At 67.9% G+C, this 16,000-nt stretch carries 13 protein-coding genes; 1 reads left to right on the top strand and 12 read right to left on the bottom strand.

What is annotated here, in order from left to right; genetic code table 11:
* Window positions 1–200: 200 nt before the first annotated feature.
* The 3 genes from ACT541_RS18335 to ACT541_RS18325 all read right to left on the bottom strand — a co-directional run bounded on the left by ACT541_RS18335 (window position 201) and on the right by ACT541_RS18325 (window position 3,976).
* A complete protein-coding gene (locus tag ACT541_RS18335; RefSeq protein WP_476138551.1) occupies window positions 201–1,796 on the bottom strand; it encodes an AAA family ATPase in 1,596 nt (531 codons plus the stop codon).
* Window positions 1,797–2,137: 341 nt separating this feature from the next.
* Window positions 2,138–3,433, bottom strand: a complete 1,296-nt coding sequence (glyA, locus tag ACT541_RS18330; RefSeq protein ID WP_476138550.1) for a serine hydroxymethyltransferase — start codon at window positions 3,431–3,433, stop codon at window positions 2,138–2,140.
* Between the two features lie 153 nt (window positions 3,434–3,586).
* The gene (locus ACT541_RS18325; RefSeq protein WP_476138549.1) at window positions 3,587–3,976 is read right to left on the bottom strand and encodes a hypothetical protein; all 390 of its coding nucleotides are present in this window, start codon (window positions 3,974–3,976) and stop codon (window positions 3,587–3,589) included.
* Window positions 3,977–4,169: 193 nt separating this feature from the next.
* Between ACT541_RS18325 and ACT541_RS18320 the strand changes: the two genes are divergently transcribed.
* Window positions 4,170–5,057 carry a substrate-binding domain-containing protein gene (locus ACT541_RS18320; protein WP_476138548.1) on the top strand — a complete coding sequence of 296 codons (888 nt, stop codon included), beginning with the start codon at window positions 4,170–4,172 and terminating at the stop codon, window positions 5,055–5,057.
* A gap of 69 nt (window positions 5,058–5,126) precedes the next feature.
* Here ACT541_RS18320 and ACT541_RS18315 read toward each other — a convergent pair whose 3' ends face one another.
* From ACT541_RS18315 to ACT541_RS18275, 9 genes are all read right to left on the bottom strand, one after another.
* Window positions 5,127–5,939, bottom strand: a complete 813-nt coding sequence (locus tag ACT541_RS18315; RefSeq protein ID WP_476138547.1) for an amino acid kinase family protein — start codon at window positions 5,937–5,939, stop codon at window positions 5,127–5,129.
* A gap of 10 nt (window positions 5,940–5,949) precedes the next feature.
* Window positions 5,950–6,762: an amino acid kinase family protein gene (locus ACT541_RS18310; protein ID WP_476138546.1), complete on the bottom strand. Its 813-nt coding sequence runs from the start codon at window positions 6,760–6,762 to the stop codon at window positions 5,950–5,952.
* A gap of 399 nt (window positions 6,763–7,161) precedes the next feature.
* On the bottom strand, window positions 7,162–8,466 hold the full coding sequence (locus ACT541_RS18305) for a L,D-transpeptidase family protein (RefSeq protein ID WP_476138545.1): 1,305 nt from the start codon (window positions 8,464–8,466) through the stop codon (window positions 7,162–7,164).
* A gap of 274 nt (window positions 8,467–8,740) precedes the next feature.
* Window positions 8,741–9,928 (bottom strand): benzoate/H(+) symporter BenE family transporter, encoded by a 1,188-nt coding sequence (locus tag ACT541_RS18300; RefSeq protein WP_476138544.1) that lies wholly within the window; start codon window positions 9,926–9,928, stop codon window positions 8,741–8,743.
* A 173-nt stretch (window positions 9,929–10,101) separates the two neighbouring features.
* Window positions 10,102–10,614, bottom strand: coding sequence for a transcriptional regulator LdtR (ldtR, locus tag ACT541_RS18295; RefSeq protein WP_476138543.1), 513 nt, complete (start codon window positions 10,612–10,614; stop codon window positions 10,102–10,104).
* 240 nt (window positions 10,615–10,854) lie between these two features.
* A complete protein-coding gene (locus ACT541_RS18290) occupies window positions 10,855–12,249 on the bottom strand; it encodes a branched-chain amino acid ABC transporter permease (protein ID WP_476138542.1) in 1,395 nt (464 codons plus the stop codon).
* Window positions 12,246–13,283, bottom strand: coding sequence for a porphobilinogen synthase (hemB, locus tag ACT541_RS18285; protein WP_476138541.1), 1,038 nt, complete (start codon window positions 13,281–13,283; stop codon window positions 12,246–12,248). Before hemB ends, ACT541_RS18290 begins: the two co-directional genes overlap by 4 nt.
* Before the next feature lie 163 nt (window positions 13,284–13,446).
* The gene (locus ACT541_RS18280; protein WP_476138540.1) at window positions 13,447–14,691 is read right to left on the bottom strand and encodes a threonine ammonia-lyase; all 1,245 of its coding nucleotides are present in this window, start codon (window positions 14,689–14,691) and stop codon (window positions 13,447–13,449) included.
* 64 nt (window positions 14,692–14,755) lie between these two features.
* Complete coding sequence (locus ACT541_RS18275) at window positions 14,756–15,964, bottom strand: beta-ketoacyl-[acyl-carrier-protein] synthase family protein (protein WP_476138539.1); 1,209 nt, start codon at window positions 15,962–15,964, stop codon at window positions 14,756–14,758.
* Window positions 15,965–16,000 lie beyond the last annotated feature (36 nt).

Here is a 16,000-nt window from a genome sequence, read left to right as displayed (position 1 = left end):
GCCACGACCACTGAGGCCAAATGGACCAAGTACACTTACCCAACATCCATTACCCACCGCCAACCATCGCATCTGTTCTAGGAAACGACGTGAACTCCAAGCATCGCCTAGACCGGAGACCTCCTGCTTTTTCCTTGACGAACTTGGTTCCGAACAGCCTTGAATTTAAAAGGCGAGCAGAAGGAAGGGCTTGGGTCTGATCAGGTCCCGAACACGTCCATGCGCAGCCGGTTATAGATAGCCATGCCGGGTTTAATCAGCTTCGACAGCGTATTCCGCGCGAATGCCGGGGCATCGTTGCCCACCTGCGTGAGCGATAGCATCTTCTTAGCCTCGACATAGATGGTGCCCGCCGCTTTCTTAATGTCGTCCGCGGGATGCCCCTGGCTCACCACAGTGGCAATCGCAGTAGCCTTGGCGGCGATCAGGTCGGGCGCCTTCTCGGGCTTCCCCACCGATTCGCAGAGGGCGACTAACACCTCGTCGTCATAGAGGTAGGCCTCCAGATGCCGGAGGCTCAGAACGTGTATGCCCTTGCTTTTATAGGCGATAACGTCAGTCTGAGAATTGTCGTCCAGGTCGATTAGGCGGATGATTTTCATGCCCGAGGCAAGTTTCGGTAGCACAGTCGCCAGTCCTATAAAATCGTTCTGTACTTCCTTCGAATTACCGGCCGAAATGAAGGTCGTGTCAGGCATCTCATCGCCGAAGATCGCTTCGTATATCCGAGCGTCGTGCTCGGTGTTCTTTCCTGGCACTGCGCCCATCGGATTGCCTTCGCAGATGACCACTTGCTTTGGTGCCACCAGTGCGGCGAGATCGTCGAGGGCGACATGCATCACTCCCTCCCAGAAGACACGGGTAGGCTTGCTTGGCGAGAGAGTAATCGCTTGATCGAAATCGTGGCCGCTGAAATCAAGGAAGGCCACCGATGTCGGGTCAGCATCATACATTTCGCGCGACTTCCGCATCATGCCGATCGAGTGCGATGCTATCCAAAGCTGCGATCTTTCGGGAAGTAGACCGACAAGTTCACCAAGGAGCGCCGCCTGCAGCCTCGTGTTCATATGAGTTTCCGGTTCATCAATGCAGTAGATCGCATCCGCATAACTGCGTCGCTTGACCACGAAATCCAGGAGTAAGTCGAAAGCTGCCTTCTCACCGCCGGAAAGGTTTTTATAGTCAAAGCCCTTCGAGGTACCCTTGTCGAACTGGAAGGTACCCTGGTCGAGAGGATTGCCAATACCGACGAGGGTCAGCTCGGGAAACAACCGCTTCAACGGCGATCGGACCTCACCGATCAGCTTCTCGCGGTAGTCGCCCATGGTCGTCCCGGCCGCCTCGTTGACGAATACGTCTTCCATCGCTTGAGAGGCAAGGCGCTGATAGTTGGCGCTGACCGTGGCATCAGGCTCGATCAGTCGATTCAATTTCACGCTGTCGAGGATGGCTCCTTGCCGTGAAAGGGAAGCGATCGAGAATTCGTGGTCGTGCCTGTACGCACTCCGAACGTACAGATTGCCCCGGGTAAAGCCGTTCCCGGCGTCAGTGGTGACGGAGATCCTAGCGCCGAGGCCCTCGATCGGCTCCTGTTGACGATCGTAATACCTGGGGTCGTTATGCCAACCATATCCATTGTCCAAGCGGTATTTCAGAAGCAGAGCGTCAAAGAGCGCTGATTTGCCGGAACCATTCGGACCTGCAAGCACGACTACCTTGGCACTTGTTGGGATATTCTGAATGGTCAAATTGGCAAACCGACGGAACCGAGTGATATGTATTTTGAGTAGGCGCATGGAAAAGCCCTTCGAATCAACCAGAGGAGTAAAGCCCGTAAACTACCGCCCGACGAGCCCAGTCGATGCTCGTTGACCTGCGTCATTAACTGCATCGCTTAGTTGTAGCGGCAAACGCTGACACCATGCAATGAGTTCGCCTCGACCTCCGACAGAAGATGTTCACCGCAGGTCCGATCTCGCAACCATGTCGGCGTTTTATGAGCGTCCGCTTAGGGTCGTATTAGGACACCGTGCCGTTCAACCTGAACAAATAAAAAGGCCGGGATCCCTCCCGGCCTCTTCTGTCTCGTCTCGTCTCATCTCGTCGCATCGGCCGCTGAGACCGACGCCCGCCGGCTTCACCCGTAGATCGGGAAGCGGCGGCAGAGCGCCGTCGCCTGTTCCTTGATGCGGGCTTCGATCTGGCCGTCGCCGTCGGGGCCGTTGCGCATGATGCCGTTGACCACTTCGCCGATCATCAGGCCGATCTCGCGGAACTCGGCCTCGCCGAAGCCGCGGGTCGTGCCGGCCGGCGAGCCGACGCGGACGCCCGAGGTCACCATCGGCTTCTCCGGGTCGAAGGGAATGCCGTTCTTGTTGCAGGTGATGTGGGCGCGCTTCAGCGCCTTCTCGGTGACGTTGCCGGTCGCCTTCTTCGGGCGCAGGTCGACCAGGATCAGGTGCGTGTCGGTGCCGCCGGAGACGAGGTCGAGACCCTGCTCGAGCAGCGCGCCGGCCATGGCCTGGGCGTTCTTCACCACCTGGGCGGCGTAGGTCTTGAACTCGGGACGCAGCGCCTCGCCGAAGGCGACCGCCTTGGCGGCGATGACGTGCATCAGCGGGCCGCCCTGGAGGCCCGGGAAGACGGCCGAGTTGATCTTCTTGCCGATGTCGAGATCGCGCGAGAGGATCATGCCGCCGCGCGGACCGCGCAGCGTCTTGTGGGTGGTGGTGGTCACCACATGGGCATGGTCGAGCGGGTTCGGGTGGGCGCCGCCCGCCACGAGACCGGCGAAATGCGCCATGTCGACCATGAAGATCGCGCCCACTTCGTCGGCGATCTCGCGGAAGGCCTTGAAGTCGATGCGGCGCGGATAGCCCGAGCCGCCGGCGATGATCAGCTTCGGCTTCTCGGCGCGGGCGAGGGTGCGGACCTCGTCCATGTCGATCAGGTGGGTGTCCGGGCGCACCTTGTAGGGCACCGGACGGAACCACTTGCCCGACTGGTTGACCGGCGAGCCGTGGGTGAGATGGCCGCCGCAGGCGAGGTCGAGGCCCATGAAGGCGTCGCCGGGCTGGAGGAAGGTGAAGAACACCGCCTGATTCGCCTGGGCGCCCGAGTGGGGCTGGACGTTGGCGTATTCGGCGCCGAAGAGCTGCTTGGCGCGCTCGATCGCCAGCGTCTCGGCGACGTCGACCCATTCGCAGCCGCCGTAGTAGCGCTTGCCCGGGTAGCCTTCGGCGTACTTGTTGGTCATCACCGAGCCCTGCGCCTCGAGAACGGCGCGGGAGACGATGTTTTCCGAAGCGATCAGCTCGATCTCGTCCTGCTGGCGGGCGAGCTCGTCCTCGATCGACTTGAAGAGCGCAGGGTCGCTTTCGGCGAGGCCCTTGGAGAAGAAGCCGGGGAAGAGCGTGTTGGCGGACTGGGTCATGGGCACCTCGTCGTTTCTTCGCCGGCGTCACCGGCCTCGGTCGCGCGGGCGATACCACGAAACGCGCGGCGAATCTCCCCCTCGCGTGTCGCAGTGACGAAATTCGACGGAGCCATCACAATAATGCATCGCTCCGGGGCTCGCCCCTCTCCGTCAGGCGGCGAAGGCGAGCGCCGTGAGAACGACGCCGAAGAGCAGCGTTCCGCCCATCCACAGATGGAAGTGCCGTTCGATGCCCATGGTCGTCATCAGCGATCCGACGCGATCGGCGGGCAGGACGAGCAGCGTCACCCCCTTGGCGAGCGCCGTCCAGCCGGCGAGCGTGACGAGGATCGCGAGCGGCCCGCCGTGCCAGACCTGATGGCCGAGGACGATGGCGAGGCCGGCGACGCTCGCCACCATGCCGGAAAACAGCATCCAGGGGCGGCTCGCCGTCATTTCGGCGAAGACGGCGAGCATCTGCCGGCGGTTCAGGACCATCGCCAGCGAGACGATCACGATGTAGAGGCCGATGAGCCGGCCGAGGAAGATCGTCGTGGACATGGTGCCCTCCCGCGATCGAACCAATCGAAGGGCAGATGGGGCGCGGGGGCCCGCCGGTCAACCGGGCGGGGCGACGTGTCGCGGGCGCGATGCGCGGCGGCGCCCGTCCTCGACGGGGGGAAATTGCGGATCCCCCTTGCGGGCGGATCGGCCGGCCCGCATTCTCCGCCGACCTGCAAAATTTCCGGACGCCATGCCCGAATATCTCACCACCCGCGAAGTCGCCGCGCTGCTCCGCGTCAAGGAGCGCAAGGTCTACGATCTGGTCGCGACCGGCGCCATTCCGTTTCGCAAGGTGACGGGCAAACTCCTGTTCCCGGAAGCCGAGGTCACCGCCTGGATCGCCGCGACGCAGGCGGGGCCCGAAGTTCCCGCGAAGGCGCCGAGCGATCGCGCCGAGCTGCCGGCGGTGATGGCGGGCGGGCACGATCCGCTGCTGGAATGGGCGCTGCGGCGGTCGCGCTCGGGCATCGCCGCCTTCCTCGACGGCGCGCTCGACGGTCTGGCGCGGGCGCGGCGCGGCGAATGTATGGCGGCGGGCCTGCACCTGCCGCAGGCCGACGGCGACTGGAACGTCGAGGCGGCGCGCGAGACCTTCGCCGGCGCGCCCTGGGTTCTGATCGAATGGGTCAAGCGGCGGCGCGGCCTGTTGCTGGCACCCGACACGATCCGCCAGCCGCGGTCGCTCGCCGAGGCGCGCGGCCTGCGCTTCCAGGCGCGCCAGCCGGAAGCCGGCAGCCAGATGGTGCTGACCCGCCTTCTCGCGCGCGAGAAGATGGTGCCGGCCGACCTGCATTTCGTCGACGGCTGCGAGCGGTCGGAGAGCGACCTCGCCGAGGCGCTGGCGCAGGGCCGGGCCGACGTCGGCCTCGGCATCGAGGCGGCGGCGCGCGCCCACGGACTGCGCTTCGTGCCGCTGATCGAGGAGCGGTTCGACATCGTGGTGGCGCGGCGGTCGTGGTTCGAGGAGCCGTTCCAGACCTTCTGGCGCTTCTGCGGCACGGCGGAATTCGCCGACAAGGCCCGCGCGCTCGGCGGCTACGACCTCTCCTGTCTCGGCCGCGTCCGTTTCAACGGATGAAGACCCGCCCGGCGGCGGGGAGGACCGGGCGACGCGTCGGCGCCGCCCGGATCGTCGTGTCGGTCCGCCTCAGGCGCGGATGATCGTGCCGACGTGCTCGCCGCGCAGTGCCGCGGTCAGGCGGCCCGGCACCAGGCCGTTGACCACCTGGACCTTGGTCAGGTTGCGGGCATTGGCCATCACGTCGAGCAGGGCGCGATCGACCGGCAGCGTGCCGGTGGTCTTCGCCAGTTCGGCGGCACCGGTCTCGCCGATCAGCTTCGCCGAGGCGGCGTCGGGACCGTTCGGGTCGGCGGTGTAGACGCCGTCGACGTCCTCGACGATCGTCAGGCCGGCGGCGCCGAGCGCATCGGCCACCAGGAAGGCGCCGGTGTCACCGCGGTGCGGCGGGATGCGCGAACCGGGGAACTCATGGTGGTGGTAGGGCGGGAAGGCCGAACCGACCACCGCGCGCGCCGCCTGGAGGTAGAGCGAGAGCTGGTTGGCGATCGTCGGATGCTCGACGTAGGAGACGCCCTCGGAGGACAGCATGGCGGCCAGGATGTGGCCGTTCTGCCCGGCTTCGGAGGCCGCCAGCGGGGCGAGCGAACCGACCGGCAGGCCGAGATCGAGGCCGACGCCGAAGACGTGGCGGGCACGGATGCCGGCGCCGGTCAGGATCAGCAGGCGATGTTCGGGCAGCAGGGCGCGGATCTCGGCGACGATCGGCAGGATCGCCTCGGCGCCGCGGTCCATGATCGAACGGCCGCCGATCTTGACCACCTGCAGCCAGGGCAGGAGGCGGATCGGCCGGACGCCGGCGACCGGACGGGTCAGTGTACGGTCCTGAAGGGTCTGGCGGGCGAGCGCGGAGGCGACGTGCTTGATGGCGTTGTCGGTCATGGCGTTGCCCTCAGTTCGCGGTGATGATGGTGCCGACGTGCTCGCCGGCGAGCGCGCGCGTCAGGTTGCCGGGAACGAGGCCGTTGATCACCTGGACCTCGCGGACGTGGCGGGCCGACTTCAGGAGATCGAGCACCGGGAATTCGAGGATGGAATCCTGCAGGCCGCGCTCCTTCATCTCGTCGACCGAGATCTTCGGAATGAAGGTGGCCTTCTTGTCGGTCTTCGGATTGGCGGTGAAGAGACCGTCCTCGTCCTTCACGAAGATCATCGACTTGGCGCCGAACTGCTCGGCGACGAGGTAGCAGCCCGCGTCGGTGCGATAGGGCGGGATGACGCCGTCGGTCGACGGGCGGATCCACAGCTTGTAGGGCGGCATGCCGGGGAAGATCACGGCGTTGACCCGCTCGAGGTAGAGCGGCACCGACGACAGGCCGGAACCGTCGATCGACGAGATGCCGTACCGCGCCAGCAGCTGGCCGAGGATCGAGGCGTTCTGCTCGGAGACGGCGGAGGCGAGCTGCGCCAGCAGGCCGGCCGGCAGGTTGAGACCCGCCGCCACCGAATAGAGGTGACGGGCGCGGGTGCCGGCGCCGGTGCCGATCAGCATCTTGTGCGTCTTGCGCGCGGCGGCGATCTCGTCGACCAGCGGCAGCACCGCGGCGGCGCCGCGATCGATCACGCTCTGGCCACCGATCTTGAGGACGATCGCGTCGGGCAGAATGCGGTAGTCGGCTGCCTGGTCGGCCGCCGCCGCGAGGGCCGCGTCGGTCAGACTGCGTTGCATGAGGAGCGTTTCGAGCTCCGTCGAAGTTTCGGCCATGGGATCCCCTTTCGCCGTCGTTGTCGTCGGCATTCCTGCCCTCGACCGCGCGTTCCGGAAAGTGGCGGGATCATGTGAAATTTCCGGGACGAGCGGGAGATGCTCATACGCGGGCAAAGCGTGCCGCTCGGTCTCGGATCGGCGCCGGCCGCCCCGCGTCGAACGCAGGCCGCTCGCGGCGGTGTCGGGGGGCGGGATCGACCCGTACGGAGGCGAGGCGGGACGGGCGACACGTGGCGGCACGGCGCCCACAGGCGACCGACGAGCGGCGGCCCGATGCCGCCGGGCTCTCGCGCCCGAACCGCACCCCGCGCGCTCGTCGGGCGCGGGGCTTCCATCGTTCGCGACGCTCCACGGGAGCGTCACACGTCCCGGCGCGGACCGCGCCGGGACGGGGGCTCACTCCTGCGCCACCAGCATGCCGACGCCATCCTTGTTGTAGATGTCGTCGCGGAAGTGGATGGCGCCCTCGGTGGTCGCCCAGGCGGTGATGTAGTTGATGTAGACCGGCACCGGCGTCTTCAGCTTGGCGTCGAGGCGCTGGCCGTTGGCGAGCGCGTCGGCGACCGCCTCCGGCGTCCAGCCGGCGGTGTCGCGCAGCAGCCAGGTCACCAGACCCTGGATGTTCTGGATGCGCATGCAGCCCGACGAGTAGAAGCGGTTGTTGTCGCCGAACAGATCCTTGAACGGCGTGTCGTGCATGTACACGTCGTCCTTGTTCGGGAAGGTCACCTTCACCGTCGACATGGCGTTGTCGCCGCCCGGATCCTGACGGAACTGGTACTGCAGCGCCTGAGCCGAGTTCCAGTCGACCGCCTGCGGGGGAACCTCCTGGCCGCGACCGTCGAAGATCCGGATGTGGTTCTTCGCCAGATAGTCCGGCTCGGTCTGCATCTTCGGGATCAGGTCCTTCTTGATGATCGAGACCGGCACGTGCCAGTAGGGGTGGAAGTTGATCTCGCGGACCTGCGAGGTCAGCACCGGGGTCTGGCGGTCGATCTTGCCGACCACCGCGTTGTGACGCTCGATCACCCGGCCCTGCTCGACCATCTCGAGCTCGGCGCCCGGGATGTTCATGAAGATGTAGCGTTCGCCGAGGAAGCCCGACATCGAACGGATGCGGACGAGGTTCATCTCGAGCTGCGAGATGCGGGTCTCGATCGGAACGTTCATCACCTCGATCACGGTGTCGTCGACGACGCCGTCGGGACGCAGACCGTGGCGCACCTGGAAGTGGCGTACGGCGCTGTCGACGTAACTGTCGAACGTGTCGTGATAGCCCATGCGGGCCTGCTCCGGCGACATGTCGCCGGAAGCGACCAGACGCTCACGCAGACGCGGCACCGCTTCGGAGCGCGAACCGACCTTGAGGCGCATCGACGACTTGATCTTGGGCCAACCGCCGCGGGCCTGCTGGGCCTGGAGCTGCGGGATGGCGGCCTCGATGGCGGCGACCGTCTCGGGCGAGAGCAGCGGCGTCTCGGACTTGATGCGTTCGGCCTGCGCGGCATTGTTGCCGGCATCGAACTTCTGCTGCCATTCGCGCACGGCCTGCGAGCGCGTCAGCGCCTCGAGCGGCGTTTCCCCGGCCTGGGCGAAGGCGACCGGCGCGACGGTCCAGCCGGCGAGACCGGCAAGCAGCGCACGGCGCGAGAGACGGCCGGCAGAAGTGGCGTTGGGGCGATGCACCGCTTGGTTCTCCATGATCGCTGTCCCGACGACGAACGCATCGATCGAAGGCCTCGGCCGGGATCGTCACGCATGCCTCTCGCAGGGAGAGGTCGACATCGGCGTCCGCCCGGCTCGCCCGGCTCGTCGCGCCAGCGACGGACACGACCGGGAATGCGGCGGACCACTGTTTCCAAGGTGTTGGTTACCCATTCCAATATGGCCGAAACATGTCGCCGGCCAGCCCCGGCACGCCGCCGGGATCGCACGACGGAGAAGTGTTGCAGCAAATCCGCGCGGCAAGGGCCGGTCACGCCTTTCCGGCCGGTTTCCACTTCGCGAGGATGTGAACCGCGAGGCCGGCGACCAGCGCCCAGAAGGCCGACCCGACGCCGTGGAACGACAGGCCCGACGCCGCGACCAGGAAGGTGACGAGCGCGGGGATTCGATCCTCCTCGACGTCGAGCGCCGCCTTGGTGGCGCCGCCGAAGGCGCCGACCAGCGCGAGGCCGGCGGCGGCCTCGATCAGCTGCGGCGAGGAGCGCATCACCAACGCCACGGCGACCACCGCGACGATGCCGAGGAGGCCGTGGCCGATGCCGCCGATCGAGGCGACGATCCAGCGGCGCGAACGGTCGGGACCGGCCTCTTCGCCGGCGGCGAGCGCCGCGGTCAGCGCCGCCAGATTGACCACCGGCATGCCGAGCGGCGCCAGCAGCGCCGAGACGAAGCCGGTCGCGATCAGGAGCGGGCGGAAGGGCGGGTGGTAGCCGAAGGCGCCGATCACCGCGTAGCCGGGGATGTTCTGCGACGCCATCGTCACCAGGAACAGCGGCAGGGCGATCGAGATCGTCGTCTCGAGGTCGAAGACCGGAGCGATCAGCACCGGCTGCGGCCAGGCGAAGGCGAGGCCGTCGAAGGCGCCCTGGCCGCCGAAGGCCATCAGCGCCAATGCGACCGCCGCCGCGGCCGCCGCCGCCCACAGCCGGACGAAGCGCATCAACACCACCCAGGTGACGACGATGGCGCCGATCTCGAGCGGCATCTTGGCGAGCCCGACGAAGGGGGCGACGCAGAACTTGAGCAGCACGCCGGCGAGCATGGCGTTGGCGACCGGCTTCGGGATGGCGGCGACGAGACGGCCGAGCGGCTCGAACATGCCGGAGGCGGCGATCAGCAGCCCGGTCGTGACGAAGGCGCCGACGGCCGAGGGAAATCCGCCGGCGCCGACACCGACCGTCGCCAGCAGCACCATGCCGGGGGTCGACCACGCGATCGAGATCGGCATCCGCGTCCACACCGAGAGGCCGACCGCGAGGCCCGCGAGCGCCAGCGCGATGCCGACCATGGCCGAGACGATCTCGCCCTCGCTCGCCCCGACGTTGGCGAGGCCGCGAATGACGATCGCGCCGGAGGAGGCGTAGCCGACCAGCGTCACCAGGAGGCCGGTCAGGATTTCGTGGGGCAGGACGAGGGGGGCGCGGACGGAGGGCTGCAAGACGGAGGCTCGGCTGGTGAACGGGTACCGCAACCAGAGCCCGAGCCGCGCCGGAAGGCAAGCGCAGAGCAGCCGCCCGCGACACATGATCGCCGGGCGAACGCGAAAGGCCCGGACGGATGTCCGGGCCTCTTCGTTTCTTCGGGTGTCTCGCGTAGAAGAAGCCGGCTTCCTCAGAGGCGATAGAGGATCTGGTCGGTCCAGAACCGTTCCAGGCGCTGGAGAGACTTGTTGATCGACACGAATTCCGACTGGCCGATGCCGCCGACCTGTTCGATCGAACGCAGCTGACGGTCGTAGAGGCGATCGACGATCTCGGCGATCTCGCGGCCCTTGTCGGTCAGCGACACGCGCACCGAACGACGGTCGACGCGGGAGCGCTCGTGGCGAACGTAGCCGCCCTCGACCAGCTTCTTGAGATTGTAGGAGACGTTGGAGCCGAGGTAGTAGCCGCGGGTGCGCAGCTCGCCGGCGGTCAGTTCGGCGCCGCCGATGTTGAACAGCAGCAGGGCCTGAACGGCGTTGACGTCGTCGCGGCCGACGCGGTCGAACTCGTCCTTGATGACGTCGAGGAGACGACGATGCAGACGCTCGACCAGGGTCAGGGCTTCGAGGTAGAGGGGCCGGATCGCTTCCTGTTCCTCGGTGCGGGGAATGGCAACCGCCGCCTTCTTCACAGTGTTCATTGAACTACGCCTCACTCAGCTCGCCTATACTTGGGGCTCTATTGGCCCTTTCATGGAGCGAATGTAGCGGGGTCCATCTAAAATCGCCTTAAATTGCATCATGAAGTTTTGGTAAAACCCTGGATCCGATTGCTTTGATGAATATCTTCTGAATCGCGAAGACAGTATTCGATTCAGATTCTCTCAACCGAAGACTCGAAGGTTTCGGAAAGCATCTTCGTCGACGAAGCGGAAAGGACGTCAGCCCAGCCGCTCGCGGCCGGAGGCGCCGACGACGAGGCCGACCACCAGCAGGGCGAAGACGACGGCGTCGCGCCAGTCGGCGCCGCGGAAGGCGGTCCAGCCGGCTTCGACCAGTCCGAGCGCGACGCCGCCGAGCGCCGCACCGGGCAGCGAGACGAGGCCGCCGATCAGCGCGGCGATCGCCGCCTTGACGCCGAGCGCCGTGCCCATGTGGAAGGAGATGCCGCCCCAGGCGAGCGTGTGGACCGCACCGGCCAGCCCACAGAGCGCACCCGCGAGCGCCATCGTCGCCACCAGCACGCGGGCGGGATCGACGCCGAGGAGGCGCGCCATCACCGGATCGTCGCCGACCGCCCGCCAGGCGCGGCCGAAGGCGGTGCGGGGGAAGACGACGAGCACGGCGGCAATGGCGGCGAAGGCGGCGGCGACGAGGACGAGGCGCATCGGCGTCGCCAGCACCTCGAAGGGTCCGTCGGCGACGAGCAGCGGCGCACCGGCCGGCGGCGGCACCCAGAGGTCGCGTACGCCGTGGGTGCGGGCGACGAATTCCTGCAGCGCGATCGCCAGACCGACGCCGACGATCACCACCGGCCGCGAGGCGCGGAAGGCGACGCGGGAAAAGACGGCATGGCCGATCGCCCCGCCCCACAGAGCGACGGCGAGGGCCGCGGCGCCGCAGGCGGCGGCGACGGCGACGATCGCGGTGTTCCACGCCCCCTCCCCGATCGCGACGGCGACGGTCGGCACGACGAAGGCGCCGAGCATGGCGAGTTCGCCGAGGAAGAAGACGATGCGGCCGACGACACCCCAGACGAGAGCGAAGGCGAGGCCCATCAGGGCGTAGAGCGCCGCCGGGGCGAGCGCGTCGAGGACCTGTTGCAGGCGGAGACCGCCTTCCGCGTCGAGCGTGACGAGACCACGACCGAGCGCACCGGGCGTGATCGTCACCTGCCCCATGCCGCTCGCGCGGGCATCGGCCTCGGCCAACCAGAAGCGGCGCAGGAAGACGAGGCGGGCGGGCGCGAGATCCCCCGCCTCGCTGCGCACGCCGTCGAGAACCGAAAGGCCGGCGGAGGCCTGATCGGTGCGGAAGTGGCAGGCGATGCGGTGGGGGCCGGTCTCGGGCAGCGGCGACGCCAGCCCTTCGACGGAACGGCGTCGGACGTAGTCGACGGCGACGGCCGCCGGCGCGCCTTGCGGGCGCGAGACGGCGGTGATGCGGATCGCGGTGCCGGGTGGCTCGAGCGCCGGCACCACCGCGATGCAGGCGTCGCGTTCGAGCGGCGCGATGCGCTCGCAGGCGGCGAGGACGAACGCCGACACGAGCACCGCAATGGGAAGCAGGAAGCGCTGCACGGCACGGACGAACCGAGCGGGCGGCGCGAAGCTCAACGGCCGGCCTTCAGGATCTCGGCCACGAAGGGCGCGAAATAGGTGAGGATGCCGTCGGCGCCGGCGCGCTTGAAGGCGAGCAGGCTCTCGAGCATCGCCCGGTCGTGGTCGAGCCAGCCGTTGCCGGCCGCCGCCTCGATCATCGCGTATTCGCCCGACACCTGATAGGCGAAGGTCGGCACGCCGAAGGTGTCCTTCAGGCGGCGGACGATGTCGAGATAGGGCATGCCGGGCTTGACCATGACCATGTCGGCGCCCTCTTCGATGTCGAGGGCGGTCTCGCGGATGGCTTCCTCGGTGTTGGCCGGGTCCATCTGATAGGTGCGCTTGTCGCCGCGCAGCGTCTTGTTGGTGCCGACCGCGTCGCGGAAGGGGCCGTAGAAGGCGGAGGCGTACTTGGCCGAATAGGCCATGATCTGCACGTTGTCGAAGCCCGAGGCGTCGAGGCCGCGGCGGATGGCGCCGATGCGGCCGTCCATCATGTCGGAGGGCGCGATGACGTCGGAGCCGGCCTCGGCCTGGACCAGCGACTGGGCGACGAGCCGGGCGACGGTGCGGTCGTTGACGATCTCGTCGCCTTCCATCAGGCCGTCGTGGCCGTGGGAGGTGTAGGGATCGAGCGCCACGTCGGTGACGAGGCCGATCTCCGGCACTTCCTTCTTGATGGCGCGGCAGGCGCGGCAGATCAGGTTTTCCGGGTTCAGCGCCTCGGTGCCGTCCTCGTCGCGCAGGTCGGGGTCGGTATAGGGGAAGAGCGCGAGCGCCGGGATGCCGAGCTTGGCGGCGCGTTCCGCCTCGCGCACCAGGAGATCGACCGACAGGCGCTCGACCCGCGGCATCGAGGCGACCGGCCGGCGCAGCCCCTCGCCTTCCAGCACGAAGAGCGGCCAGATCAGGTCGTCGACGGAGAGCGCGTTCTCGCGGACGAGGCGGCGCGACCAGTCGGTGCGCCGATTGCGGCGCATGCGCCGGCCGGAAAGGATGGACCCCATGTCCGCCGCGGCGCGGCCGGCTTCCAGATGCTTCTCGCTCATCGTCGAAATCCCCGAGGGCCTCACCTGCCCGCACGGACGAGGGGGCGTCGTGGACCTGGCCCAGCTCGTCTTTCGAGAGGCCTTCTAACATGCGAGACAGCGAGGGTCATCCGGATGGGCGCGGATGGCGTGCGTTCGGACGGCAAGCGAACGAACCGCCCCCTCACCCGCCGCGCAGATCGGCGCCGAGCCGTTCGACCTCGTAGTCGAGGGCTTCCAGCGCGGCGATGATCTCCTGGGCGTGCGCCCCGTCGCGGACCTCGAAGACGACGTCGAGGGTGGCGCCCTTGGCCGGGACCTTGAGCATGGTGCGGTGATGCTCGACCTCGAGCACGTTGCCGCCCATGCGGCCGAGCACGGTGGTGATCTCGCCGAGGACGCCCGGGCGATCGGGGATGATCATGCGGATCGCGACGATCTTCTCCTCGCGGGCGAGCTCGCGCACCATGATCGAGGACAGGATGCGCGGGTCGATGTTGCCGCCCGACAGGATCAGCCCGACCCTGCGGCCGCGGAAGCGATCCGGCGAGACCAGAAGGGCCGCGAGACCGGCGCCGGCGGCGCCCTCGGCCATGGTCTTCTGCTGGGTCAGATAGAGGTTCACGGCGCGCTCGACGTCCATCTCGTCGACCAGCAGCAGGTCGTCGAGGAGCCGCCTCGCGATCTCCAGCGTCAGGCGGCCGGCGCGCTTGACGGCGATGCCTTCGGCGAGCGTCGTGCCGCCGGCATGGATCGGCAGGTCGCGCAGCTCGGCCCACATCGAGGGATAGGAGCGGGTCTCCACCCCGATCAACTCGATGCGCGGCGACAGCGCCTTGGCGGCGACCGCGATGCCGCCGAGCATGCCGCCGCCCCCGACCGGCACGACGATCGCGTCGAGGCTCGGCAGATCCTCCAGCATCTCGAGCGCGATGGTGCCCTGGCCGCGGATGACGTCGAAGTCGTCGTAGGGGTGGACGAAGGTCAGACCGTCGCGTGTCGCCAGCCTCGCCGCCTCGATCTCGGCCTCGGCGACGGTCTCGCCGGAGAGCACGACATGGGCGCCGAAGGCCCGCGTCGCCGTCACCTTCACGTGCGGCGTCGTCTCGGGCATGACGATGGTCGAGGGGATGCCGAGCCGGGTCGCGTGATAGGCGACCGCCTGGGCGTGGTTGCCGGCCGACATGGCGATGACGCCGGCGGCGCGCTCCTCGGGCGTCAGCGACAGCAGCTTGGTCAGCGCGCCGCGTTCCTTGAAGGCGTTGGTGACCTGCAGGTTCTCGTACTTGACCCAGACCTCGGCGCCGGTCAGCCGCGACAGGCGCGGCGCCGGCAGGAAGGGCGTGCGCATGACCTGCCCGGCGATCAGCCGCGCGGCATCGCGCACGTCGTCGAGGGTCGGCAGGCGGAAAGTGTCCGGGGGATTCATCGGCGCGGCCTTCGGCTGAGGAGAGCCGAAAGGTCTAGCCGATCGAGGCGAGCGTGGCGAGACGTCAGATCTCGCCCTTGCCGAGGACGATCGACAGGTTGAGGCCGCCGAAGGCGAAGGAGTTCTTGATCGCCACGTCGATCTTGGCGGCACGCGGGCCCTCGGTGACGGCATCGACCGGGCATTCCGGGTCGGGCTCGACGAAGTTCAGCGTCGGCGGCAGGATGCCGTGGTTCAGCGCGGCGAGGGTGGCGATCGTCTCGATCGCGCCGGCGGCGCCCATGGCGTGGCCGACCTGCGACTTGGTCGCCGAGATCGGCGGGCAGGCCGAGCCGAAGACGTCGAGGCAGGCGGCAGCCTCGCACTTGTCGTTGAACTGGGTGCCGGTGCCGTGGGCGTTGATCCAGCCGACCTGGGCGGCGTCGACGCCGGCATCGGCGAGGCCGGCGCGGATCGCCGCCTTCATGCCTTCCGGATCGGGGGCGACGAGATCGCCGGCATCCGACGACATGCCGGAGCCGAGCCAGCGGCCGAGCACCGGCTTCTTGCGGGCGGAAGCGCGGCCGGCGCGCTCGATGACGATGACGCCGGCGCCCTCGCCCATGATCAGGCCCTTGCGGCCGAGCGAGAAGGGACGGCAGGTGTCGGCGGAGACGACGCGCAGCGCCTCCCAGGCGCGCAGCAGGCCGATCTCGAAGCAGCTGTCGGTGCCGCCGACGATCGCCACGTCGATGATGCCGGCGCGGATCAGGCCCTCGCCGACGATCATCGCATGACCGGCCGAGGCGCAGGCCGAGGTGACGCCGAAGACCGGGCCCTTGGCGCAGAGCTCACGGGCGATGCGCGAGGCGGGCGCCGAACCCATGATCTGCGGGATGGTGAAGGGCGAGGGCTTGCCGCCGTCGATGAAGATCTTGCGGAAGGCGCGCGCGGTCGCGTCGATGCCGGTGTTGGCGGTGCCGATCACGACGCCCACGCGATGGGGCTGCGGCGGATCGACGTCGAGCCCGGCTTCCTTCCACGCCTGACGCGCCGCGACCGCGGCCATCTGGGTGTAGCGGTCGATGTGGCCCTGGACCTTGTCCTCGAAGTGCTCCGAAGGGTCGAAGTCGCGCACCGGCGCGCCCTTGGTGAACTTCAGCCCGGGCAACATGTCGGTGATGTCGCCGATGCCCGAGCCGCCCGAAAGCAGGGCCTTCTCGAAGGCCTCGATCGAGGAACCGAGGGAGGAGACGACACCGCGCCCGGTGATTTCGGTCTTGGAGGACGACATCGACAACCTCTTCGGCACAACGGATGCGGAGAGGCG

The sequence above is a fragment of the Pinisolibacter sp. DMC100 genome (genome assembly GCF_056313705.1).
Note: the sequence above shows the minus strand (reverse complement) of the source record. Positions and strands in the feature narration are given on the sequence as shown.